This window comes from Pseudomonas sp. FG43 (genome assembly GCF_057809175.1).
This window is the reverse complement of record NZ_JBMDJL010000003.1, coordinates 151,690-175,295: the sequence shown is the minus strand read 5'-3', so window position 1 is coordinate 175,295 and position 23,606 is coordinate 151,690. Positions and strand designations below refer to the sequence as shown.

Here is a 23,606-nt window from a genome sequence, read left to right as displayed (position 1 = left end):
CCTACGGGGATTGTGTAGGAGCGACTTCAGTCGCGAAGTCGGTGTCTTGATCCGGCATGGTTGTCTGGCAGGTGTGCATTGCCTTCGGGAAACAGCTTCTTGCGCAGGCTGCCGTCTTCATAAGCGGTCTTGTACGAGCCACGGCGTTGCAGTTCGGGGATCACCAGGTCGATGAAGTCCACATAGCTTTCCGGGGTGACGATGCGGGTCAGGTTGAAGCCGTCCAGACCAGTTTCCTCGATCCAGGATTCCAGTTCGTCCGCGACCTGTTCAGGCGAGCCGACCAAGGTGATATAGCGGCCGCCCAGGGCGTGCTGGTCGAGCAGGCGCTGGCGGGTCCAGTCGTTGTTCTTGAGGTTTTTCGTCGCGGACTGGATGGCGTTGCTTTTCACATACTGAATAGGCTCGTCCAGTTCGTACTCGGCGAAGTCGATGCCGGTCGAGGCCGCGAAATGTGCCACGCCGGCTTCGGCACTGGCGTAGCTGCGGTATTCGTCGTATTTCTCCCGGGCAATGGCTTCGGTGGCTCCGACAATCACGTTCAGGCCCATGAACACCTTGATGCTGTCGGGGTTGCGTCCGGCGGCTACGGCGCTGGCGCGGACCTTGTCCACTTGCTCACGTGTCGCGGCCTTGTTCTGGCCGCTGATGAATACGCATTCGGCATTCTGTCCGGCGAACTGCAAGCCTCGTTCCGAGCTGCCAGCCTGAAACAGTACCGGCGTTCGTTGCGGTGACGGTTCGCAGAGGTGATAACCCTCCACCTGATAGAACTCGCCCTTGTGCCGAACCTTGTGGACCTTCTCTGGCCGGGCATAGATGCGCTGTTCGCGATCATTGATGACCGCGCCGTCCTCCCAACTGCCTTCCCAGAGCTTGTACAACACCTCCAGGTATTCGTCGGCCTGATCGTAGCGGCGGTCATGTTCGACCTGCTCGGTCAGGCCCATGGCTCTGGCCGCGCTGTCGAGATAGCCGGTGACAATATTCCATCCCACCCGGCCACGGCTCAGATGGTCCAGCGTCGACATGCGTCGCGCGAACAGATAAGGCGTTTCATAGGTCAGGTTGGCAGTGAGGCCGAAGCCCAGGTTTCTGGTGACTGCTGCCATGGCCGACACCAGCAGCAACGGGTCGTTGACCGGTAACTGGATCGACTCCTTGAGGGTGACGTCGACCGAGTTCTGATACACGTCGTATACGCCGACGATATCGGCGATGAACAGCCCGTCGAACAGGCCGCGCTCCAGCAGTTGTGCCAGCTCGGTCCAGTATTCGAGGGTCTTGTACTGGGTGGAGTTGTCCCGTGGATGTGTCCACAGCCCATGGTTGATATGGCCGATGCAGTTCATGTTGAACGCATTGAGCAGGATTTTCTTCTTGGCCATCAGATGGTCCCCCGGCGTGGAGGGTTGATCTCATTGAGGTAGTAATTACCGATGGCGTGATACTTCCAGCGCACCGGATCATGCAGGGTATGTACGCGGGCATTGCGCCAGTGACGGTCCAGCCCGTGTTCGGCCAGCGTCGACTGGCTGCCGGCCAGTTCAAACAGTCTGCTTCCTGCTTCCAGAGAAATTTCCGTGCTGATGGCACGGGCCTCGGCTACGGCGATGGATGCAGCGGCCAGGGTCTGGTCGTTGCTGTCGGCCTGGGCTGTGTCCAGATACTCGCCAGCCCGTTCGAGCAAGGCTTCGGCTGCATGCAGGCGGATGCCCAGCTTGCCGAAGCTGTGCAGGGTCAATGGGTCGTCCACGGCTTTTTCCAGGCCGGAGTCGATCCACGGGCGTGTGCGAGTGCGCACGAATGCCAGCGCGTCCTCAAAGGCTGCACGGGCAATGCCGGTATCGATGGCCGCATGGAGAATCTGCGCCAGCGGGCCGACTGTGGTCGGGCGCTCGAAAGCGCTCTGGAACGGGATGACATCCTCGGCGCTGACATACACATTTTCAAACACCACCGAACCGCTGCCGGTGGTGCGCTGGCCGAAGCCGCTCCAGTCGTCGATCACTTCAAGACCGGCGCTGTCGTGAGAAACGAAAGCCAGTTGCTGAATGCCTTGGTCGTCAATGACTGAGGTCGGAATCCGCTGTGCGTACAGCGCTCCGGTGGCGTAGAACTTGCGACCGTTGATGCGATAACCGTCGCCATCACGCTCCAGACGTGTGGTGCGCTCGCTGGCGGTTTTGGTGCCCAGTTCTGCCAGAGCATTGCCGAAGCGTTTCCCGGCCAGCACTTCGGCATACAGGCGTGCCTGTTGCCGTTCGCTGCCATTCACGCGCAGCACTTCAAGGGCGTAGAAGTGGTTCTGCGGGATCTGCCCCAGCGAGCCGTCAGCCTGGGCGATTATCTGTACGACCTTGGCCAGGGTGACATTGGACACGCCCGCGCCACCAAAGGCTTTTGGCACACTGATACCCCACAGACCGGACTGGCTGAACAGGTCGAGTTCGGGGTTCGGCAGACGGCGTTCGCGGTCACGCAGGGCACTGTCGGTGGTGAATGTCTGCGCCAGTTCGCTGGCCACTTGCAGGGCCTGCGCGTCACTGGTGATCACGACAGGGGGTGGAGTGAAGCTCATAACGATGTTCTCCAGTTGTCTGGTTCAAATCCAGGAGTGGCGTGCGGGCAGGGTGCCGTTCAGATGCCAGGCGCCGACGGCATAGTATTTCCAGCGCACCGGGTCATGGAGGGTGTGGACGCGGGCATTGCGCCAGTGGCGGTCGAGATTGAACTGCGCCAGGGTGGCGCGGCTGCCAGCCAGCTCGAACAGCTTTTCACTGGCGAGCAACGAGATTTCCGTGGTCAGTACCTTGGCGCGGGCCACTGCAATGGAGGCGCGGGCTGCGGAGTCTTCGTCGATTGGCGCAGCATTCACTTCGTCGAGGGTCTGGGCGGCCTTGCGCAAGAGGGCTTCGGCGGCATGCAGGTCGAGTTTCAGCTTGCCGATATCAGCGATGACATAAGGGTCGTCACTGGCTCGCTCGACGTTGGCATCGACCCATGGACGAGCACGCTCGCGCACAAAGGTGATGGCCTCGTCGATGGCCTCGCGAGCGATACCTGCATCAATGGCAGCTTGAATCAGTTGTGAGGCGGCGCCCTGAATATTCGGAGTCAGCGCCAGGCGCCAGTTGTCGATCACGTGCTCGGCTTCCACCGGTACGTTATTGAGCAATACCGTGCCACTGGCCGTGGTGCGCTGGCCGAAGCCTGACCAGTCATCGACGATGCTCAGGCCCGGCGCGCCGCGTTTCACGAAGGCCATGACCTGCCGTCCTTCGTCGTCCAGGGCCTTGACCGCTACCCAGTGGGCGAACAGGGCGCCAGTGGAATAGAACTTCTGGCCATTGATGACAAAACGGTCGCCGTCGGCAGTGATGCGTGCCTTGAGTTCCAGCGTGTTTTTCGTACCCCGCTCGGGCCCGGCATTGCCGATGCGCCAGCCATCGAGGACGCTTTGAAACAGGGACTTCTTTTGCTGTTCGTTGGCACCGTCCTGCAGCAGATGAAGGATGCCGAACTGGTTCTGCGGGATCTGCCCGAGTGCAGGGTCGGCAGCCGAGATGATCCGGAATACTTCGGCAATGGTCACGAAGGAAACCTGCGGGCCGCCATAAGCCTTGGGAACGGAAATGCTGCCCAGCCCGTTACGGGTGAACTGCTCGATTTCCGACCAGGGCAGCCTGCGTTCCTGATCCCTTCTGGCTGCATTCAGGCGTGCGATGCCTGCCAGCTCATGGGCGGCGGCAATGGCCTGGGCGTCGTTGTGCAACACCTTGGCCGGTAGTAGCAAGGGCGCAACATCTGGCTCTTGTGGAGCCGAGGTGTGCTGGGCAGTGTTTTTAGGTAATGCCCTGGTGTTATCCACGGGGGTAATTGTGAAAGAAACCATCGGAACCTCGTTACGGGGGCGCCGCCCAAGGGGCAGCAAGAAAACATCACGATGTCCGGTGGTCCGGTTTATATACCCTAATCTTGTATCAATTTTTTTAAAACGTGCTTTTTGGAATAAGCATAGATGGCAAATGTTGGCGATTCAGAAGGCGCTGGCTGACCCCTTGGGTGGCGTCACAAGTACTGACTTGTCAGTCAGGCCATGTGGAAATATTACTCCATGTTAGTTGTATGTATTTATATGTGTTTTTGTAATGAGTGGATGAACAGGTTTTCATCATTCAGCACTCTTTCAGAAAATAGAGTGTATGTGAAAGACGCCAGCGGTCCATGATCAGAGTCCGAATCATGTAAGGCTGGCGTACAGTAAGATAGGCGTTATTCAACATCACCGGACAAGTTCACCTGAAGTCCGGATTTTTATTTCGCGTGGTGGTGCCCAAAGCGAGTTGTTTCCTACACGGTCAATGACACAATAAGTAGCCTCCAGTTTTTCGCAGCCTGCTTCGCGTATCAATGTTGCAGGTACGACCAGATCGATGGGCTCCCCAATGTCTTCGAGAGTCAGAGGTGGCAGATCCATGCGCAGGTCACCCCAGCGCAGGGTGATTTCGTCATGGGGAGCCATGTTCAGGTAGGGCTCGATCGTGATCGGTAGTCCGCTGTTCATGTGCCTGCTGCTCAAGCCGCGACGTACGACCGAAGGTGGCAGGGACAACGGAGCCAGCCCCTGGTTTTCTTCCTCGATGGGGTCCAGCAACTGACCGCCAGGTGCATCCAGCTTGACCCATATCTTGCGGGTGGGCGAGGTGACAGGAGCCCCGCCCACTTTCATCATCTTGTAATAGGTACGTGCCTTGCCGTTTTGCAGAAAGCTTTCCGGTACACGCAGGGCGATGTTCTGATCGATGTCGGAGGCCGTAAGGATTTTCGACGCGACGTAGCAGCCATCCCAGAACAGTTCGATCAGGTCACCTTCATCCATATCGTTATAGGGATGAATATGAACCATCAAATGAGACGCTATCCGCACCCCGATGCCGTGACGGCTGGCCTGGGGAATGAAGGGGGGTGAAAGCTTCGAGGAAGCGGGGTTGCAATAGGTGTGGCTCATGTCCGAATACTCTTGGTTAACAGAAGTGCCAGTAACGGGTTGTTATCGCCTGTGCGGTTTTTCTGTGGTCGCATGGTCTGAAAGTATGAGTTGATAAGTACCTTGAAGTTTGGAGCTGTGGCAAACATTGCAAGGTGTTGTAAGACCGTACTTGAAACTTGCAGTGATGCCATATCTGTTATTTGGAGTGAGCTAATGGGTTTTGTGTGCGAGTGTCAATATGCGAATGGAGGGCGATGAGGAGCTTTTGAAAAAATAGATAATTCCTACATCGATATACCGAGGCTGTTTACTTTTAAACAAACTAACGTCCTACTACAAAGATGTGCCCTGTAATGTTCGTTACATGAACAACAACTACCTGATGAGCAGGCGCAGGAGGGAGATTTGTGCGTGTCGGGGCAGGATGAAGGGCTGATCGTGAGGCGGGGAGGGTTCAAGAAATCAATTCGATATTTTTCCCGGGCTTTGAGGCGTTCACCTGCCAGGGATGTTGATCGATCAATTCGTGTGGAAATGTAATGTCGGCAAAAGCAGCGCCATCGGGACGCTGCTTGTGTGGTGGGCTGCTTTCAGGGTCAGGTTCTGGTTCGTTCCAGAAACTGCCTGGTACGTTCTTCCTTCGGGTTGGCGAACAAGGCCTTGGCTTCTCCTTGCTCAACGATCACGCCCTTGTCGATGAAAATCACCCGGTTGGCGACATCCCGCGCAAAGCTCATCTCGTGGGTGACGATAACCATGGTGCGGTTTTCTTCGGCCAGTGCCCGAATGGCCGTCAGCACTTCGCCGACCAGCTCCGGGTCCAGCGCAGAGGTGGGTTCGTCGAAGAGGATGACCTGGGGTTCCATTGCCAATGCCCTGGCAATCGCGACCCGTTGCTGCTGCCCACCGGACAGACGACGCGGATAGGCATCTTCCTTGCCCGACAGCCCGACCTTGGCCAGCAGCTGCCGGGCCAGAGCAATGGCCTTTTCCCGGTCAACCTTCTTGACCACCACCGGGCCTTCGATGACATTTTCAAGCGCCGTTCGATGGGGGAAGAGGTTGAAGTTCTGGAACACAAACCCGACCTGCTGGCGCAACTGGCGGATCAGGTTCTGTTGCTGGCTCAAGGTGCGACTGCTATCAATCTGGATGTCACCTACCTTGATCGTCCCGCTGGTGGGTGTTTCAAGCAGATTCAGGCAGCGCAGCAACGTGGTTTTCCCCGAGCCGCTGGGGCCGATGATTGCCACGACTTCCCCGGCTTCAATGCGCAGGTCGATGCCCTTGAGCACTTGCTGGCCCTTGAACTCCTTGGTGAGGTTTTCAACCACGATCATGCTTCAAGACTCCAGATCATGCCGATTGACCCTCGCTTCGAGACGGTTTTGCAGGTGCGCGAGCAGCGATGCAAGGACCCAGTAGATCAGCGCGGCGGCAAGGTACATGGTGAAGATTTCAAAGGTTCGGGCGGTGATCAGTTGTGCCTGACGGAACAACTCCGGCACCTGAATCGTAGCGGCCAGGGCCGTGTCCTTGACCAGAGAAATGAAACTGTTGCCCAGCGGTGGCAGGGCAGTACGTGCTGCTTGCGGAAGGATCGCCCGACGCATGGTCTGCCAGCGGGTCATGCCGATACTGGCCGCCGCTTCCCACTGCCCGCGCTCTACGGCACCGATGGCAGCGCGCAGGATTTCACAGGCGTAGGCAGCCATGTTCAACGAGAAACCGATCAGCGCTGCAGGCAGCGGGTCCAGTTCGATTCCCAGTTGAGGCAGGCCGTAATAGATCACGAACAATTGCACGAGCAGCGGTGTGCCACGGAAGAACGACACGTAGATACGTGCCGTCCAGCTCACCAGCTTGAAACGCGACAGGCGCATCAGTGCCAGGCCGAAGCCCAGCAGCAATCCGAAAAACATCCCGCCAAGACTGAGAATGACCGTGTAGTACGCGCCCTTGAGCAGAAAGGGCGCAGAGTCTGCTACGAGTTTCAGACCCTCTTCGATCATTTGGTCACGTCAGCGTTGAAGTACTTTTGCGACAGTTTGCCCAGAGTGCCGTCGGCACGCAGCTTGTCGAGTGCCTTGTTGATGGCGTCCAGCAATTCAGGCTCGCCCTTGCGCAGGGCAATACCGGATTCCTGGCGGGAGAACGGAGCACCCGCTACACCAAAGGCATCCTTGGTCTTGGCTGCAATTTCCAGAGCCGCCAGACGGTCGACCAGAATGGCGTCGATACGGCCTACGCGCAGGTCCTGGAACTTGGTCGGATCATCGTCGTAGGTCTTGACGATGGCAGTCGGGACATTGGTCTTGATCCACTGCTCATAGTTGGTGCCCAGACCGACACCGACTTTCTTGCCCGCCAGATCCTGAGGGGTCTTGATAGTGTCTTCGTTTTTCTTCTGGGTCAGCGCCTGAAGACCGGAGATGGTGTAGGGCTGGGAGAAGTCGTACTTCTTCTTGCGCTCGTCGGAAATGGTGACCTGGTTGATCACTAGATCCAGACGCTTGGACTCCAGAGCGGCGAGGATGCCGTCCCATTTGGTCGGTTGCACCTTGGCCTTGACGCCAAGCTCCTTGGCCAGAGCCTCGGACAATTCGACCTCGAAGCCGGTCAGTTTGCCGTTTTCGTCCACGAAGCTGAACGGCGGATAAGTGCCTTCCAGACCCACATTGAGGGTACCGCTGTCCTTGATCTTTTGCAGTTGTTCACCTGCCATGGCTTGCCCCGCAATACCGGTGCCGAGCACCAGGCTCAGAGCCGAGAAGAGAAACGTGCGACGAATAGCGGAAATGTTCATGCGAGCCCCTTGTTTGTATGAGATGTCAGGCAAGTCAGACCTGGCGACAGCGTGTGGCGGTCGCGAATATAAATCGAGTTGCTTATAAACAAAAAGAACTAAAAAGCATCTTCAGTTTTTCTTTCGGTATATGCGTCAGCGCCGCTTCATTAGCTGCTGAACACACCCGGATAAGCAAACAACGCTGGCGCACCACCGGTGTGCAGGAAGATCAGCGGACCGTCATTGAAGCGCTGACGCCCGATGCCATCGAGCAGGCCCGCCATGGCCTTGCCGGTGTAGACCGGATCAAGCAGCAGCCCCTCGTGGCTGGCCACCAGTTTGATTGCCGAGAGCGTGCCTGCGTTAGGTTCACCATAGCGCGGGCCGAAGTATTCGTCCCACAGTTGCACCTTGAAGGCGGGGGGGAGTGCGACATCAAGCAACTCGGCGGTACGTTCGGCCAGGCCTTGGACCTTGGGGAACTGGGCTTCTTCGCTGCGGGAAACGGTGACGCCAATCACGGGCAGTTCGGGCAACTGCTCAGCCAGCGCCAGGGCCAGACCGCTGTGGGTGCCAGCGCTGCCGGAGGCCAGTACCACGGCGGCGAAATCAAGGCCGGTCTGCTTGATCTGCTCGGCCAGTTCCAGCCCGGCACGCACATAGCCCAGTGCGCCTACGGCACTGGAGCCGCCAATCGGTACGAGGTAAGGCTTCTTGCCACTGGTGCGCAGGCGGGCGGCCAGGGCTTGCAGTTGCTCATCGGCGTTATCGAGGTTTTCCACCAGTTCGACTTTGGCGTCGAACAGATCCAGCAGCAGGCGATTGCCGTTGTGCAGGTAGTTGGTGTCTTCAGTGCCGATGGGGTTTTCCAGCAACGCAACGCAACCCAGCCCGAGACGAGCGGCCAATGCTGCGGTCTGGCGCACATGGTTGGACTGGATTGCGCCGGCTGTGATCAGTGTGTCGGCACCCTGAGCCAGTGCGTCGGCCGCCAGATATTCCAGTTTGCGTACCTTGTTGCCGCCCAGCGCAAGGGTCGTGGTGTCATCGCGCTTGATATAGATATCACGGCCCGCCCAGGTCGACAGGCGCTCAAGCTTTTCCAGCGGGGTGGGAGCGCCGATCAGGTCAAGGCGATTGAAACGTGCCAGCTGTTTTTTGATCATCGTGGTAGATAAGCCGAGAAGGGAGTTATCGGACTATATGCAGAGGTTTCCTGCACGGCAACCCACGATGTTTTATGACAAGGGGGTTAAAGCCCTACGCAAATTGTTATTTTTTCCGCACAAATGTTTGCCGTAGAGTGGAGGCCGCAGTGGCCACCATCATCGGGTTGCCTTCTTTGAATCAAGGAGAGTTCAGCGTGAGCGATATTCCAGAAGCACCTGCCCCAGGCCGCTCCAGCCATTGGCAGTTGCAGCGGATCGTCAGCCAGTTGCGCACAGCGCGTGAAGACTGGCGTACTCGCAACAGGCGGGTGAGCGGTGAACATGGTGGTCGGGAGCTGCCTTCCCGGGCGGCCATGGGCGAGATTCTCGAAGCCTTGAGCGGTGCCTTGTTTCCCATGCGTCTGGGACCGGTGGATCTGCGCGAAGAAAGCGAGGATTTCTACGTCGGTCATACCCTGGATGTGGCGCTCAATGCGCTGTTGGCCCAGGCTCGGCTGGAGTTGCGTTACGTGGCGCATCAACAGGGCGGCGAGACTCAGGGGATCGACGAACGGGCGCTGGAACTGATCCAGGATTTCGCCACTGCCTTGCCGGCCATTCGCCTGCTGCTCGATACCGACGTGCTGGCTGCCTATCATGGCGATCCGGCGGCGCGCAGTGTCGATGAGGTTCTGTTGTGCTATCCGGGCATTCTTGCGGTGATCCATCACCGGTTGGCGCATCACCTGTATCGTGCCGGCCTGCCTCTGTTGGCGCGTATCAGTTCGGAAATCGCCCATTCCTCCACCGGCATCGACATTCACCCTGGCGCACAGATCGGGCCGAGCTTCTTTATCGACCATGGCACGGGCGTGGTGATTGGCGAAACGGCCATTATCGGGGAGCGGGTCAGGATCTATCAGGCGGTGACATTGGGCGCCAAGCGTTTCCCGGCAGACGAAGATGGCCAGTTGCAGAAAGGCCATGCACGTCACCCGATCGTCGAAGACGACGTGGTGATCTATGCCGGTGCGACCATTCTGGGGCGTATCACCATTGGCAAGGGTTCGACCATCGGCGGCAACGTCTGGCTGACCCGCAGCGTCCCGGCCGGTTGCAACCTGACCCAGGCCAACCTGCTGCAGCAGGATGATGGAACTCAGAAGTAAGAGAATTGGTAGCTTCAAGCTTCAAGCTTGTGGCTTGCCGCTTGCCACTGTTGCTCCTTGGCGTAGGGAACGATCCTGCGCCATCGTGCGTCATATCCCGGTCTGAGCCCGCATTCCCCTGTATGCGATTTGTTTTTTGCAGGTAGTTTTCTGCCCGCTCATACCAGGAGTCCTTCCCGTGTTCCCCTCTTTTTATGGCGCTTTTTGTCTTGAAGCAGAGGCGTGCCGTTCATGAGTACGTCCGTTTCCCCATCCAGCGGCCAGGTCCGCATGAATGCTCCGGTGTTCTACTTTGCCGCGAGTGTCATCCTGATCTTTGGCGTCACCGTAATTGCTTTCCCGCAAGCCAGCGGCGAATGGTTATTGGCAGCGCAGAACTGGGCGGCCAATACGGTCGGCTGGTACTACATGCTGGCCATGACGCTGTATCTGGTCTTCGTGGTGGTCACCGCCTTGTCTGGCTACGGCAAGATCAAGCTCGGTGCCGACCACGACGAGCCCGAGTTCAGCTATCTGTCATGGGCGGGCATGTTGTTTGCCGCCGGGATCAGCATCACGCTGTTCTTCTTCTGTGTCTCCGAGCCCCTGACCCACATGCTGCAACCGCCGCAGGGCGAGGGCGGAACCACTGAATCTGCGCGTCAGGCCATGCAGTTGCTGTTCCTGCACTGGGGCTTGCATGGCTGGGGCGTATTTGCCTTTGTCGGCATGGCACTGGCCTACTTCGCCTATCGGCACAACTTGCCGCTGGCCTTGCGCTCGGCGCTGTACCCGCTGATCGGCAAGCGTATCAACGGCCCTATCGGTTATGCCGTCGATGGTTTTGGCATCATCGCGACCATCTTTGGTCTTGGCGCCGATATGGGATTCGGCGTGCTTCACCTGAACTCGGGGCTGGATTACCTGTTCGGCGTGTCCCATACCCAATGGATTCAGGTCGGGTTGATCACGTTGATGATGGGCGCTGCAATTCTGGTAGCCGTTTCGGGCGTCGACAAGGGCGTGCGAGTCATGTCCGACATCAACATGCTGCTCGCCTGCGCACTGCTGCTGTTCGTCTTGTTCGCCGGCCCGACTCAACATCTGCTTAACACGCTGGTGCAGAACATCGGCGACTATCTGGGCGCGCTGCCGACCAAGAGTTTCGATGTCTATGCCTACAGTAGCGACGCCAATGGCTGGCTGGGCGGCTGGACAGTGTTCTATTGGGCCTGGTGGATTGCATGGGCGCCTTTCGTAGGCCTGTTCATTGCGCGTATTTCTCGTGGCCGGACCATTCGCGAATTCGTCTTTGGCGTGCTGCTGATCCCGCTGGGTTTCACCCTCGCCTGGATGTCGATATTCGGTAACAGCGCCATCGAGCAAGTGCTCAACCACGGCATGACTGCGCTGGGACAGTCAGCCATCGATGATCCGTCGATGACCCTGTACCTGCTGCTGGAAACCTATCCATGGAGCAAGACTGTCATTGCGGTGACGGTGTTCATCAGCTTTGTCTTCTTCGTCACCTCGGCGGACTCGGGCACTGTAGTGCTGTCTACCCTGTCGGCCAAGGGCGGCGGCCCGGACGAAGACGGTCCGAAATGGCTGCGTGTGTTCTGGGGTGTGGCGACAGCGGTGATTACCAGCGGGTTGCTGTTCTCCGGCAGCATCGATGCGCTGAAGTCCGCCGTCGTGCTGACCTCGCTGCCGTTCTCGCTGATTCTGCTGCTGATGATGTGGGGGCTGCACAAGGCGTTCTTCATGGAGAGCCAGCGCCAGATCGCCCAGACCTACTCGCTGGCTCCGGCTTCCGGTGCGCGACGTGGAGGCTGGCGACAACGCCTTAGCCAGGCCGTGCACTATCCATCGCGTGACGAGGTCTATCGCTTCCTCGACCAGACCGTGCGCCCTGCGATTGAAGAAGTGACTGCGGTGTTCGTTGAGAAAGGCCTGAGTGTCGATACTCAACCCGATCCATCCAACGACTCCGTCAGCCTGGAAATCGGCCACGGCGAAGAACGACCGTTCATTTACCAGGTGCAGATGAAAGGCTTCTTCACCCCGTCATTCGCCCGCGGCGGCATGGGCTCGAAACAACTGAACAACCGTCGTTACTACCGAGCCGAAGTCCACTTGAGCGAAGGCAGCCAGGACTACGATCTGGTGGGCTACACCAAGGAACAGGTCATCAACGACATACTGGACCAGTACGAACGGCATATGCAGTTCTTGCATTTGGTGAGGTAGGGGCAAGTTGCAAGTTGCAAGGGGCAAGCTGCAAGCCTCAAGCCTCAAGTCAAAAGCTTGTAGCTTGTAGCTTGTAGCTTGTAGCTTGTAGCTTGTAGCTTGCGGCTTGTAACTTGCAGCTACATTCTCACGTACTTTCCCTCTCAATCAGGCTGCAATCGAGCAGGTTCAGCCTTTGTATTTCCCCTTCCAGCGGCAGTACGCCCAGGCTTTCCAGTACGCGCTGTGCAGCCAGGACGCCGATTTCCAGGGCGGGTGGTTTGATGGTGCTGAGGCTGGGCATCATCATTTGTGCGAAGGCGTAGTCGCCAAAGCCCATGACCGCGCAGTCCTTCGGTATTTGCAGGCCTGCGCGCTGGCTGGCGAGCAGTCCACCGGCGGCCAGGTTGTCGTTGGCGAAGAAGATGGCGTCGGGCCTGGTTTCGCGGCTCATGAGCGCATCCATCGCCTGTTTGCCTGCCTCGAAGGGTGCCAGCCCTTCATCCGGGACGAAGACTGTGGGTTTCAGGCCGAATGTTTCCAGGGTGGCGATGTAGCCGTCACGACGTTCCAGAGCACTGAAGTCACCTGCCATGCTGTTCTGCACGAAGGCGATTCGTCGGTAGCCCTTGTCATGCAGATAACGTGTAGCGGTGACGCCCACTTCGTAATGCGAGAACCCGATCTGGATCGGGCTGCGACCAGGTTGGTGGTCCCAGGTTTCGATCACCGGGATATCCGCCTGCTCGATCATTTTCTCTGTGGCAGCACTGTGAAAGCGGCTGGTCAGCACCAGCGCTGCCGGTGACCAGCCCAGAAATGCCCGTACCGCGCTTTCTTCCTGTTCGGTGGAGAAGTAGCTGGAGGCCAGTAGCAACTGGAAGCCGTGCTTGCTCAAGGTATCGCTGAAGCCCTGAATGGTGTTGGCGAAGATCGGGCCGGAAATGTTGGGAATCACCATGGCCACGACCCGGCTGCGCGCCGATGCCAGGCCTCCTGCCACCAGATTGGGTACATAGCCCAGTTGATTGACCGCTGCGGCGATGCGTTCGCGCAGTTCGGGGGAAACCTGATCCGGCTGGTTGAAATAACGCGACACGGTAATGGCCGAAACACCTGCCTGCTTTGCCACGCCAGTGATGGTCACGCGGCCTGCGCCTCGGCGTTTGCGTGTCGCAGGAATCTCGTCAGCCATGTGCAGTCACTTCGTATAAAAGAAAAAAGAATATAAAGGTAATTTTTCAGTATTTGACGATCTATGTGTCGGTTACTGATACTGGCGATGTTAGCGCTAACAAACTGGTTTGTCTGCTACTCGCCACCGCGAATGCCCGAACCCGGTTAGCCAGCAATTTCAGACGTCAGTGCTTGAACACTGACCGACCAGGGCACATATCAGGCAGGCACGCAGATGCACACAACACTTGGGGATAGCGTCAAACACAACCTTCTGGCGCAAGCCGTCGGCCAGGCCAACACGGCGCGCGGACGTCGTTGCGGCATGCTGCTGATGGGCCTGGCGGCTTTGCCGCTGGCTCCGGCGATGGCCGAAACCGAAGCCACGCAGAACGCCGAGGCGCCCACGCTCAAAGCGGTCACCGTTACCGCCACGCGCCGCGAAGAGTCGTTGCAGAAGGTGCCTGTCGCGGTTTCCGTGGTTGAAGGCGAGCAACTGGAGCGCGACAACCGCAATGGTGTTTCCAGCATCGTGCAGCAGATTCCGACCCTGAACTTCCGCACCGGCGCTTCCAACAAGGACACCTCGCTGTTCATCCGTGGTGTGGGCACTATCTCCACATCGCCGGGCGTCGAGCCGACCGTTGCGACGGTCATCGACGGTGTCGTGCTCGGTCGTCCCGGCCAGGCAACCCTGGACCTGCTGGATCTGGAGCGCATCGAAGTCCTGCGCGGCCCTCAGGGCACGTTGTTCGGCAAGAACGCTTCGGCCGGTGTGCTCAACGTGGTCACCAAGGCTCCGACCGAAGAGACACATGGCTATATCGATCAGTCCTATTTCAGCGGTAACGAAAGCCGCACGCGCTTCGGTATCGGCGGCAGCCTGATTCCGCAGACCCTCAAGGGCTCGATCACTACCCTGTTCGGCAGCTACGACGGCAACGTCGACAACAAGCTCAACGGTCAGGAGGTCAACGGCTATAACCGTAAGGGCGCACGGGGCAAGCTGGAGTTCACCCCGAATGACGACATCAAGTTCACCCTGACCGCCGACTACATGGAGGCTCATGACGATGCGCCCAACGGCGTGGTCAGCAAGTCGCTGACGCCAGCGTTCAGCAGTGCCTTGTCGCCTGTGCGGGCCGACAGCGACAACCGCGATGTGAACAGCGATTACCGCAGCCATGTCGATGACATCAACAAAGGCTTGTCCGGCCAACTGGACTGGAAGCTGGGCGACTACACCCTGACCTCCATCACCGCCTGGCGCGGCTGGGACAACACCCAGTATCAGGATGGCGACCGTCTCGGCACCATCACCGCTGCGTTCCCCGGCACCGAAGACAAGGGCCAGCTGGAGTACAACCAGTATTCTCAGGAACTGCGCCTGGCTTCGCCGAAAGGTGAGTTCCTGGAGTATGTCGGCGGCCTGTTCTACATGCATGGCAAGAGCGATGAAACCTATCAGCGCACCTTGATCACGCCAACGACCCAGGACCGTGGCATCGCCGACTACAGCACTACCAGTGAAAGCTACTCGGTATTTGGTGAAACCACCTTCAACTTCACGCCTGATTTCCGTGCGATCGCCGGCCTGCGCTGGACCCACGACAAGCTGGAATATGACCACCGTCGTGTATCCACCTCGGCCACTACGGTCAGCGGCATCCAGCCGGCGACCAGCAGCTCGGGCACCGTGGATGAAGATGGCAAGTCCGGTCGTCTGGGTCTGCAATACGATCTCAGCGATGCGGTGACCACTTATGTCACTTACTCGCGTGGCTACAAAGGCCCGGCTTATAACGTGTTCTTCAACATGCAGCCGCGTGATACCGATGCGCTCAAACCGGAAACTTCCAACACCTGGGAAGTCGGTATCAAGGCCACCAGCTGGAACAATCGCCTGACCACCAACCTGGCGGTCTTCCGCAGCGAGTACGACAACTATCAGGCGAACTTCTTCGACAGCGTGGCCGGGCAGGTGGTAACGCGCCTGATCAACGCCGGTAGTGTCAGCACTGAAGGTGTCGAACTCGATTACGCCTTGCAGGCCACCACCAACCTGAAAATCTCCGGTGCAGTGGCTTACACCAAGGCGCGTATCGACAGCTTCGCATGCCCGGCCGGTGCGGCGGCGTCCTGCAACGTCGATGGCAAGACTCTGCCATACAGCCCTGACTGGAAAAGCTACGTTCGTGCCGACTACACCATCCCGCTGGATAACGGCCTGGACATCGAGCTGGGTACCGATTACAGCTGGCAGAGCGAAGTGCAGTACGACATCAGCCAGAACGCCGACACCAAACAAGGCGCTTACGGCATCTGGAATGCGAGCGTTGCCCTGGCGGATTACAACGCAGGCTGGCGTGTAGCGTTGCTGGGCAAGAACCTGGCTGACAAGTCTTACTCGCCGATGCTGGCCACTGGCGGTAACTACATCTACCGTGCAGTACCACGTGATGACGAGCGTTATTTCGGTGTGCAGTTGCGTAAGGATTTTTGAGCCGTTGCGTGCAACAACCCTCAATGAATCGGTAAGGAGTTGGTTATGAGCGAGTCCGCTCGTCAGTTGAAGTTAGGCGCGTTTCTAATGGCCACCGGGCATCATGTGGCGGCCTGGCGTCACCCGGATGTTCCGGCCAATGCAGGGCTTGATATCAAGCACTACAAGCATCTGGCCAGGGTGGCGGAAGATGCGCGGTTCGACGCATTGTTTGTGGCTGACAGTGTGGCGGCCGCGACCGGAGATATCGCCAGTCACATGGCGCGCTCCGATCATTTCGAGCCGCTGACGCTGCTGTCGGCCCTGAGCGCAGTGACCGATAACATCGGCCTGATTGCAACGGCGACCACGACCTATAACGAGCCTTACCATGTCGCCCGCAAGTTCGCCTCGCTGGATCATCTGTCCGGCGGGCGGGCTGGCTGGAATCTGGTGACTTCCGATGCCGCCGCCGAAGCTCAGAACTTCGGCCGTGAAGAACATGTGGGACACGCCGAGCGCTATAGTCGTGCCCGGGAGTTTCATCAGGTAGTGACCGGGCTCTGGGACAGCTGGGCGGACGACGCTTTTATCCGCGACAAGGCCAGCGGGGAATATTACGACCCCGCCAAGCTGCATGTGCTCGACCATCACGGCGAACACTTCAATGTCAAAGGCCCGCTGAATGTGGCGCGCTCTCCACAAGGCCAGCCTGTCGTGGTGCAGGCGGGTTCTTCGGAGGTCGGGCGTGATCTGGCGGCGCAAACGGCTGAAGTGGTCTTCACGGCCCAGACTTCACTGGCCGATGCCCAGGCGTTCTACGCCGATATCAAGGGGCGACTGAAGGCATACGGGCGCAGTGCCGAGTCGCTGAAAATCATGCCTGGCGTGTTTATCGTGGTGGCTGAAACCGAGGCTGAGGCCAAGGCAAAATTCGAGTCGTTCCAGGATCTGGTCGACCCTCATGTGGGCGTGGCGTTGCTGGGCCGCATGCTGGGCAACTTCGATCTGTCGGGCTATCCGCTTGATGGACCGTTGCCGGAACTGCCATTGACCGACAGCGGCCAGCGCAGTCGGCAAAAGCTGCTGACCGATCTGGCCGAGAAGGAAAACCTGAACCTTGCGCAACTGGGACGTCGCATCGCCGGTGGCCGAGGGCATTACAGCCTGATCGGCACGCCAGCGCAGATCGCCGATGAGCTACAGACCTGGTTCGAGCAAGGTGCTGCGGACGGCTTCAACGTGCTGGTACCGCATCTGCCGGGCGGTCTGGAAGATGTGGCCCGCCTGCTGGTGCCTGAGCTGCAACGCCGCGGATTGTTCCGCACCGAATACGAAGGTTCGACCCTGCGTGAAAACCTCGGGCTGCAAAGACCATCGAACCGGTTTGAGTAACTGACGACTGTAGGAGCGGGTTCATCCGCGAGACGCCATTGAAGGCGACAGATCTTCTGCGGATGTACCGGCCTCTCGCGAATGAGCGGAGCGCCGCCCGATTCGCTCCTGCGATGGTTTTGCAGTGCAATCCTATTCATAAGGAAAACTCCCATGAAACCACAGGCCTTCATCGCCGCCGTCCTGACCTTGTGCGGGGTGTTCAACACCGCGATTGCCAAAGAGCCGGACGCCCTGCGCATCGGCTATCAGAAGGGCTCCATCACACTGGTACTGGCCAAGGAACACGGCTTGCTGGAAAAGCGCTTCGCCAATACCCAGATCAAGTGGATCGAGTTTCCAGCCGGGCCGCAGATGCTTGAGGCCTTGAATATCGGCAGTCTGGATATCGCTTCGACCGGTGATATCCCGCCGATCTTCGCTCAGGTGGCAGGCGCCGATCTGGTGTACATCGGCGCCGAGCCGGCCAAGCCGCAAGCTGAAACCATACTGGTGCGCAACGACAGCCCGCTCAAAGGCGTGACTGACCTGAAAGGCCGCAAGGTCGCGTTGCAGAAAGGCTCCAGCGCCCACAATCTGGTGTTGCGTGCCTTGAACAAGGCCGGTCTGAGCTTCAAGGATATCCAGCCGATCTACCTGACTCCGGCCGATGCCCGTGCCGCGTTTGAAAACGGCAGCGTCGATGCCTGGGCCATCTGGGACCCCTATTACTCCATCGCCATCAATGAAGGGCACAGCCGTGTGCTGGCCAATGGCGAAGGGCTTGGGTTGTCCGGTCCGATCTACACGGCTCGTCGAGCCTATGCCGAGAGCAACGGTGATTTCGTTCAGCAGGTATTGAACGAACTGAGCGCCGCCGACGCGCTGACCCGTAGCCAGCGTGCCGAGAGTATCCAGATACTGTCGCGCAGCATGGGCTTGCCTGAAGCGGTGATCGGTCAGTACATCGACCATCGTCCAGAATCACCCAGCCTGCCGATCACGCCTGAAATCATCCGCGCCCAACAGGCCACCGCCGATCTGTTCTACGAGAACCGACTGGTGCCCAAGCGGGTCGATGTACAGCAGGCTGTATTGAAGGGAGGCGTTCGCGAATGAATTCATTCACGCGAAGGCCATCCGAAACCACCTTACAAGAGAGGACTCAATGACCTACATCGCTGCCGAAAACCGCTATAACGACATGCCTTATCGCCGTACCGGCCGCAGTGGGCTGGTGTTGCCGGCTCTCTCGCTTGGTCTTTGGCACAACTTCGGTGACACCACGCCCATCGAAACCCAGCGCGCCATGCTGCGCACGGCATTCGATCTGGGGATCAATCATTTCGATCTGGCCAACAACTACGGCCCGCCCTATGGCAGTGCCGAAGTCAATTTCGGTCGTTTGCTGCGCGAAGACTTCAAGCAGTACCGCGATGAACTGATCATCTCCACCAAGGCAGGCTGGGACATGTGGCCTGGGCCTTACGGGCAGGGTGGCGGGTCACGCAAGTACGTGCTGGCCAGCCTCGACCAGAGCCTGCAACGCCTGGGCCTCGACTATGTGGATATCTTCTATTCCCATCGCTTCGACCCTGATACTCCGCTGGAGGAAACCGCTGGCGCACTGGCCACTGCCGTGCAGCAGGGCAAGGCGTTGTACATCGGTATTTCTTCCTACTCAGGCTCGAAAACCCGCGAAATTGCCGCGCTGCTGAAAGAGTGGAAGGTGCCGCTGTTGATCCATCAACCGGCTTACAACCTGCTCAATCGCTGGGTCGAGAAAGATCTGCTCGATGCAACCGAAGAGCTGGGCACTGGCGTGATTGCCTTTACCGCTCTGGCTCAGGGGCTGCTGTCGGACAAGTATCTGAATGGTGTGCCGCAGGACGCTCGGGTCAATCGCCCGGGTGGCGGTTCGTTGCAGGCTTCGCATTTGTCCGAAGAAAACATCGCCCATGTGCGGGCGCTCAACGAGATTGCCAAGCGTCGTGGTCAAAGCCTGGCGCAGATGGCTCTGGCCTGGACGCTGCGTGATCCGCGTGTGACCTCTGCCCTGATTGGTGCCAGCCGTCCGGAGCAGATCATCGAGAACGTCGGCGCGTTGAAGAACCTTGAGTTCAGCAGTGAGGAACTGGCCGAGATCGATCGTTTTGCCGTGGAAGGCGGGATCAACCTCTGGGCCAAGCCTTCGCTGGCCCAATAACTGCGTAGGAGCGAATTCATTCGCTCCTGCAGATCACATCATGAATGGGGGGGAGTGGGGGTTTAACCCTCATCCCCTTCATCGTCATCCCCGCCATCGACCTTCATGCCCAGCTCCTTGATCTTGCGGGTCAAGGTGTTGCGGCCCCAGCCCAGCAGCACGGCGGCGTCGCGACGGCGACCGGCTGTGTGCTTGAGCGCGGTTTCGATCATGATGCGCTCGAAGGTCGGTACGGCGCTGTCCAGCAGGCTGGACTGGCCGCGAGACAGTGCCTGATCGGCCCACTGACGCAATGCCTGTTCCCAGTTGGTCACTGGCGCGGCGTCTTGTGGCAGGCTGAGCAGTTCGGGCGGCAGGTCGCTGATATGCACTTCACGGCCTGAAGCCATGACCGTGATCCAGCGGCAAGTGTTTTCCAGTTGGCGGACGTTGCCCGGCCATGGCAGATGCTTGAGATATTCCTCGGTCTCGGCCTTGAGCAGCTTGGGCTCTACCGCCAGTTCCTGCGCAGCGCGGCTCAGGAAGTGCTTGGCCAGGGTCGGGATGTCTTCGCGACGGTCCGACATGCGTGGAATGTGGATACGGATCACGTTCAGGCGGTGGAACAAGTCTTCACGGAACTTGCCGGCCTGCACCAGTGTTTCGAGGTTCTGGTGAGTTGCGGCAATGATGCGCACATCGACCTTGACCGGCGTATGACCGCCGACCCGATAGAACTCGCCGTCAGCCAGTACGCGCAGCAGGCGCGTCTGAGTATCGGCTGGCATGTCACCGATTTCATCGAGGAACAGCGTGCCGCCATCGGCCTGCTCGAAGCGGCCGCGCCGCAGGTTGGCCGCGCCGGTAAAGGCGCCTTTTTCGTGGCCAAACAGCTCCGACTCCATCAGATCCTTTGGAATCGCTGCCATGTTCAGTGCAATGAACGGCGAAGCCGAGCGCGGGCTGTGGCGGTGCAGGGCGTGGGCGACCAGCTCTTTACCGGTACCCGATTCGCCGTTGATCAGCACGGTGATGTTGGAGTGGCTCAAACGCCCGATGGCGCGAAACACTTCCTGCATCGCTGGCGCTTCACCAATGATTTCCGGGGTGCGGGTCAGGGCAGGTGCAACGTCCAGGCCTTGCTGTTCCTGGGCGTGCTGGTTGGCGCGCTTGACCAGCGAGACAGCTTCATCGACGTCGAAAGGTTTGGGCAGGTACTCGAAAGCACCGCCCTGATACGACGCTACGGCGCTGTCCAGATCCGAATGGGCGGTCATGATGATGACCGGCAGGCGCGGATGCTGCTCGCGAATGCGCGCCAGCAGATCGAGGCCACTGGCACCCGGCATGCGGATATCGGAAATGATCACGTCCGGTTGCTGACGGGCCAGGCGACTCATCACCCCATCCGCGCTATCGAAGCTTTGTGTGGTCATGCCTTCCTGTTGCAGGGCCTTTTCCAGTACCCAGCGGATGGAACGATCGTCATCTACGATCCAGACAGTTTCACTACGGCTCATGTCGAAGCGGCTCCTTGTTCCAGCGGCAGGAATATCGAGAAAGTGGTGTGGCCGGTATGGCTCTCACATTCGATCAGGCCCTGGTGCTGGCTAATGATGTTCTGGGTAATGGCAAGACCGAGTCCCGTACCATCCGGGCGGCCACTGACCATGGGGTAGAAAATGGTTTCCTGAAGCTCGGCCGGAATACCGGGGCCGTTGTCGATGATTTCGATCTTGCTCACCAGACGATGGCGAATGTGCCCGATGGTGAACTGACGCATGGCGCGAGTACGCAAGGTGATTCGTCCCAGGCGCAGCTCGTTCTGGCCGCTGATGGCCTGCATCGCGTTACGCACGATATTGAGCACAGCCTGGATCATTTGTTCACGGTCTATCAGGACGTCGGGGATACTTGGATCATAGTCGCGCACCAAGGTGATGCATCCCTGACTTTCTGCCTCGACCAGGCTGCAGACCCGCTCAAGCACCTCATGAACATTGGTCATGGCCAGTGAGGGCAGCTTGTTGGACCCCAACATCCGGTCCACCAGATTGCGCAGGCGATCGGCTTCCTCGATGATGACGTTGGTGTAGTCCTTGAGGCTTTCTTCAGGCAGCTCTCGGGACAGCAACTGAGCGGCACCGCGAATCCCGCCGAGGGGGTTCTTTATTTCGTGAGCCAGGCCACGCACCAGCATCTTGGTGGTTTCCTGCTTGGACAACTGGGCTTCTTCCTTGGTGATGCGCAGCAGGCGATCACGTGGATGAACCTCAAGCAGCAACAGGGTTTCGCCCTTGTTGAGAATAGGCGTCACCGCATAGTCGACGGTCAGGGTCTGGCCGGTCAGTGCGGTAAGCATGGCTTCACGTTTGGTGAAAGGATGAGCCTGCTCCACAGCCTGACGAAGCGAACTCAGTGCTTCGGCGGACTCGGTGAACAGCTCGCTGATGAATTGCCCATGGCTGCGCTGACCACTGATGGCCAGCAGCATTTCAGCTGCCGGGTTCATGTACTCAAGGCGCAGATCGGCATTGAGCAGAATGGTGGCAGTGGTCAGGTTGTCCAGTAACAGACGGTGCAGCGCGTCGCTGATAGTCATGAATCTTGTTGACCTCTTTTGGCACATTGCAATCGCGGAGGTGCAGGGCTGAGCCGTTCTGGTCAGCATCAGCAAAGCCACTGATACGGGTGCTTAATGGGGTGCTGTATCAGCGAAGTTGCAAGAACCAAACCAAGGCTCCGAAAAGAAGCGTTTTAATTCGCAAAATCGGGCTTTTTTGGGATCGGTGCTCGCATAAAGCGCCGCCTGATGGCTATTTCTGAACCAGAATGGGCTGTCTTGATGCGTAGCAGATAGCATGATGCACCATTAAGGTGCTTTGTTGGCGAGATGCTTTTTCCGGCCTAGAAAAAAGGCAGGATGCTGTTTTCTTCTTTGGGCTTGTCCTTGAGCGGACATTCGGGACGTACGCCGTACTCATTGAGCTTGCAGGGGTTGGCGGCACGTTTTTGTGCCAGCGAGATACGCAGCATGTGGAAGGGCTGGTTGGGCGTCTTTTCAAGTACGCGGCCAAACTCGTCGAAGATCTCGACCGACAACTGATGCGTGCCCCGGTCGATATTGCTCAGCGCAAAGACCGGGCTGCGTCCGGGCTGGCCTACAGGTTGCCCATCCAGGAGCAGTCGATAGTTATGGCCGGGTTGCAGGGCCGGTTCGCTGGTGACGGTCACGATCGCATCGCCACTTGTGCTGCGCACTGTCCCGTCAGGTTCGGGTACCAGAACCCGCAGCAGTTGATAGCGAAACATCGCCCTGGCCTTGGGTTTTGCAGGCGTTGCCTGCCGGGTGGGTGCGGGAGGCGTGCCCGTCATGTTGTTGCTGGGCGGGATCTCTACGCGCTTGGCGTTCTTGTGTGGCTGATCGGTAAACACCCGATTGCCATTGGCGTCGATGTAGGTATAGACGTCAGCCGTTGCTGGCAGGGTTGTCAGCAGTAGCAGGGACATCAGCAGGCCATGAATCAGGCGCATTTCAAGGCCCGTTGACATGGACGCGCTGCACGGTGAGGGTCTGTGTCGGGCTTTGCTGGATGATGCGCTGAGAGTCCAGCACCACTACCGCAAAGCTGTGTTCGCCCCGGTCGATATTCACCACTTGAAGGCGTGGGATATTGGTGGGTGTGCCGTAAGGATTGCCGTCCACCAGTAACTGGAGCCTGTGGCCGGATTGCAGGCGCGGCTGAATCTGCACGCCAATCGTGAAGGTGCCGTTATTGGCGCGCAACGCTTCGTCCGTCGGCAGGTCGGTGAGTTCAAGGGTCTGGTAGGCGACTGCGGGTTGCTGCGAGGCCTGCCGCTCTTGCTGGACGGGAGCGGGATTTCTGGGTGCCGGTAACGTATCGACGCTGTTGAGTGGTGGCAGTACGACGGCCTCGGCCTTGGTGCCATCCGGCGGCTGATTGCTGTAGGCCGTATTGCCATTGGCGTCGGTGTATTTGTAGATCTGCGCAGCGGCGGGCCAACTGATCATCAGCAACAGGCAGACAAGGCAAAGACGCATGAAGGCTCCAGTGACAATAC

Annotated in this window: 19 protein-coding genes; 6 read left to right on the top strand and 13 right to left on the bottom strand. The window is 58.7% G+C overall.

Annotation, left to right across the window (positions count from 1 at the left end):
• Positions 1-26: 26 nt before the first annotated feature.
• From ACODS3_RS05860 to ACODS3_RS05825, 8 genes are all read right to left on the bottom strand, one after another.
• Positions 27-1,388 (bottom strand): LLM class flavin-dependent oxidoreductase, encoded by a 1,362-nt coding sequence (locus ACODS3_RS05860; protein ID WP_489033684.1) that lies wholly within the window; start codon positions 1,386-1,388, stop codon positions 27-29.
• A complete protein-coding gene (locus ACODS3_RS05855; protein ID WP_304574702.1) occupies positions 1,388-2,581 on the bottom strand; it encodes an SfnB family sulfur acquisition oxidoreductase in 1,194 nt (397 codons plus the stop codon). Before ACODS3_RS05855 ends, ACODS3_RS05860 begins: the two co-directional genes overlap by 1 nt.
• Positions 2,582-2,605: 24 nt before the next feature.
• On the bottom strand, positions 2,606-3,778 hold the full coding sequence (locus tag ACODS3_RS05850) for an SfnB family sulfur acquisition oxidoreductase (RefSeq protein ID WP_489033833.1): 1,173 nt from the start codon (positions 3,776-3,778) through the stop codon (positions 2,606-2,608).
• Between the two features lie 507 nt (positions 3,779-4,285).
• The gene (locus ACODS3_RS05845; protein ID WP_201018912.1) at positions 4,286-5,011 is read right to left on the bottom strand and encodes a hypothetical protein; all 726 of its coding nucleotides are present in this window, start codon (positions 5,009-5,011) and stop codon (positions 4,286-4,288) included.
• 578 nt (positions 5,012-5,589) lie between these two features.
• Positions 5,590-6,333, bottom strand: coding sequence for an L-cystine ABC transporter ATP-binding protein TcyN (gene tcyN, locus ACODS3_RS05840; RefSeq protein ID WP_304574704.1), 744 nt, complete (start codon positions 6,331-6,333; stop codon positions 5,590-5,592).
• Between the two features lie 3 nt (positions 6,334-6,336).
• Entirely contained in the window at positions 6,337-7,005 is a 669-nt protein-coding gene (gene tcyL, locus ACODS3_RS05835; RefSeq protein ID WP_201018910.1) for a cystine ABC transporter permease, read from the bottom strand.
• Entirely contained in the window at positions 7,002-7,799 is a 798-nt protein-coding gene (gene tcyJ / locus ACODS3_RS05830; protein WP_201018909.1) for a cystine ABC transporter substrate-binding protein, read from the bottom strand. Before tcyJ ends, tcyL begins: the two co-directional genes overlap by 4 nt.
• A 149-nt stretch (positions 7,800-7,948) precedes the next feature.
• Positions 7,949-8,947, bottom strand: coding sequence for a D-cysteine desulfhydrase (locus ACODS3_RS05825; RefSeq protein WP_304574705.1), 999 nt, complete (start codon positions 8,945-8,947; stop codon positions 7,949-7,951).
• A gap of 197 nt (positions 8,948-9,144) precedes the next feature.
• On the opposite strand from ACODS3_RS05825, the gene epsC reads away from it, so the two are divergent.
• Together epsC and betT are read left to right on the top strand one after the other, a co-directional pair.
• Positions 9,145-10,098, top strand: a complete 954-nt coding sequence (gene epsC, locus ACODS3_RS05820) for a serine O-acetyltransferase EpsC (protein ID WP_201018907.1) — start codon at positions 9,145-9,147, stop codon at positions 10,096-10,098.
• Positions 10,099-10,368: 270 nt separating this feature from the next.
• Positions 10,369-12,327, top strand: a complete 1,959-nt coding sequence (gene betT, locus ACODS3_RS05815; protein ID WP_236124185.1) for a choline transporter BetT — start codon at positions 10,369-10,371, stop codon at positions 12,325-12,327.
• A 127-nt stretch (positions 12,328-12,454) separates the two neighbouring features.
• Here betT and ACODS3_RS05810 read toward each other — a convergent pair whose 3' ends face one another.
• Positions 12,455-13,501, bottom strand: a complete 1,047-nt coding sequence (locus ACODS3_RS05810) for a LacI family DNA-binding transcriptional regulator (RefSeq protein ID WP_489033680.1) — start codon at positions 13,499-13,501, stop codon at positions 12,455-12,457.
• Between the two features lie 216 nt (positions 13,502-13,717).
• Here ACODS3_RS05810 and ACODS3_RS05805 point away from each other — a divergent pair, with 216 nt between their 5' ends.
• From ACODS3_RS05805 to mgrA, 4 genes are all read left to right on the top strand, one after another.
• Entirely contained in the window at positions 13,718-15,985 is a 2,268-nt protein-coding gene (locus ACODS3_RS05805) for a TonB-dependent receptor (protein WP_304574706.1), read from the top strand.
• Between the two features lie 45 nt (positions 15,986-16,030).
• Entirely contained in the window at positions 16,031-17,359 is a 1,329-nt protein-coding gene (locus ACODS3_RS05800; RefSeq protein WP_489033677.1) for an LLM class flavin-dependent oxidoreductase, read from the top strand.
• A gap of 153 nt (positions 17,360-17,512) precedes the next feature.
• On the top strand, positions 17,513-18,457 hold the full coding sequence (locus ACODS3_RS05795) for a sulfonate ABC transporter substrate-binding protein (protein ID WP_304574708.1): 945 nt from the start codon (positions 17,513-17,515) through the stop codon (positions 18,455-18,457).
• A gap of 49 nt (positions 18,458-18,506) precedes the next feature.
• Positions 18,507-19,544, top strand: coding sequence for an L-glyceraldehyde 3-phosphate reductase (mgrA, locus tag ACODS3_RS05790; RefSeq protein ID WP_201018902.1), 1,038 nt, complete (start codon positions 18,507-18,509; stop codon positions 19,542-19,544).
• A gap of 62 nt (positions 19,545-19,606) precedes the next feature.
• On the opposite strand, the gene ntrC is transcribed toward mgrA, so the two are convergent.
• The 4 genes from ntrC to ACODS3_RS05770 all read right to left on the bottom strand — a co-directional run bounded on the left by ntrC (position 19,607) and on the right by ACODS3_RS05770 (position 23,586).
• On the bottom strand, positions 19,607-21,043 hold the full coding sequence (gene ntrC, locus ACODS3_RS05785; protein WP_201003934.1) for a nitrogen regulation protein NR(I): 1,437 nt from the start codon (positions 21,041-21,043) through the stop codon (positions 19,607-19,609).
• Positions 21,040-22,125, bottom strand: coding sequence for a nitrogen regulation protein NR(II) (gene glnL, locus ACODS3_RS05780; protein WP_201003932.1), 1,086 nt, complete (start codon positions 22,123-22,125; stop codon positions 21,040-21,042). Before glnL ends, ntrC begins: the two co-directional genes overlap by 4 nt.
• A gap of 305 nt (positions 22,126-22,430) precedes the next feature.
• On the bottom strand, positions 22,431-23,075 hold the full coding sequence (locus tag ACODS3_RS05775) for a DUF4124 domain-containing protein (protein ID WP_236250213.1): 645 nt from the start codon (positions 23,073-23,075) through the stop codon (positions 22,431-22,433).
• Positions 23,059-23,586, bottom strand: coding sequence for a DUF4124 domain-containing protein (locus ACODS3_RS05770; protein ID WP_304574709.1), 528 nt, complete (start codon positions 23,584-23,586; stop codon positions 23,059-23,061). Before ACODS3_RS05770 ends, ACODS3_RS05775 begins: the two co-directional genes overlap by 17 nt.
• Between the last annotated feature and the right edge of the window lie 20 nt (positions 23,587-23,606).

What these genes read in the sequence shown, in the direction of transcription:
- ACODS3_RS05860 (WP_489033684.1), bottom strand. Translation starts at nt 1,388, where the DNA reads ATGGCCAAGAAGAAAATCCTGCTCAATGCGTTCAACATGAACTGCATC.
- ACODS3_RS05855 (WP_304574702.1), bottom strand. Translation starts at nt 2,581, where the DNA reads ATGAGCTTCACTCCACCCCCTGTCGTGATCACCAGTGACGCGCAGGCC.
- ACODS3_RS05845 (WP_201018912.1), bottom strand. Translation starts at nt 5,011, where the DNA reads ATGAGCCACACCTATTGCAACCCCGCTTCCTCGAAGCTTTCACCCCCC.
- tcyN (WP_304574704.1), bottom strand. Translation starts at nt 6,333, where the DNA reads ATGATCGTGGTTGAAAACCTCACCAAGGAGTTCAAGGGCCAGCAAGTG.
- tcyL (WP_201018910.1), bottom strand. Translation starts at nt 7,005, where the DNA reads ATGATCGAAGAGGGTCTGAAACTCGTAGCAGACTCTGCGCCCTTTCTG.
- tcyJ (WP_201018909.1), bottom strand. Translation starts at nt 7,799, where the DNA reads ATGAACATTTCCGCTATTCGTCGCACGTTTCTCTTCTCGGCTCTGAGC.
- ACODS3_RS05825 (WP_304574705.1), bottom strand. Translation starts at nt 8,947, where the DNA reads ATGATCAAAAAACAGCTGGCACGTTTCAATCGCCTTGACCTGATCGGC.
- betT (WP_236124185.1), top strand. Translation starts at nt 10,369, where the DNA reads ATGAATGCTCCGGTGTTCTACTTTGCCGCGAGTGTCATCCTGATCTTT.
- ACODS3_RS05810 (WP_489033680.1), bottom strand. Translation starts at nt 13,501, where the DNA reads ATGGCTGACGAGATTCCTGCGACACGCAAACGCCGAGGCGCAGGCCGC.
- ACODS3_RS05805 (WP_304574706.1), top strand. Translation starts at nt 13,718, where the DNA reads ATGCACACAACACTTGGGGATAGCGTCAAACACAACCTTCTGGCGCAA.
- ACODS3_RS05800 (WP_489033677.1), top strand. Translation starts at nt 16,031, where the DNA reads ATGAGCGAGTCCGCTCGTCAGTTGAAGTTAGGCGCGTTTCTAATGGCC.
- ACODS3_RS05795 (WP_304574708.1), top strand. Translation starts at nt 17,513, where the DNA reads ATGAAACCACAGGCCTTCATCGCCGCCGTCCTGACCTTGTGCGGGGTG.
- mgrA (WP_201018902.1), top strand. Translation starts at nt 18,507, where the DNA reads ATGACCTACATCGCTGCCGAAAACCGCTATAACGACATGCCTTATCGC.
- ntrC (WP_201003934.1), bottom strand. Translation starts at nt 21,043, where the DNA reads ATGAGCCGTAGTGAAACTGTCTGGATCGTAGATGACGATCGTTCCATC.
- glnL (WP_201003932.1), bottom strand. Translation starts at nt 22,125, where the DNA reads ATGACTATCAGCGACGCGCTGCACCGTCTGTTACTGGACAACCTGACC.
- ACODS3_RS05775 (WP_236250213.1), bottom strand. Translation starts at nt 23,075, where the DNA reads ATGTCAACGGGCCTTGAAATGCGCCTGATTCATGGCCTGCTGATGTCC.
- ACODS3_RS05770 (WP_304574709.1), bottom strand. Translation starts at nt 23,586, where the DNA reads ATGCGTCTTTGCCTTGTCTGCCTGTTGCTGATGATCAGTTGGCCCGCC.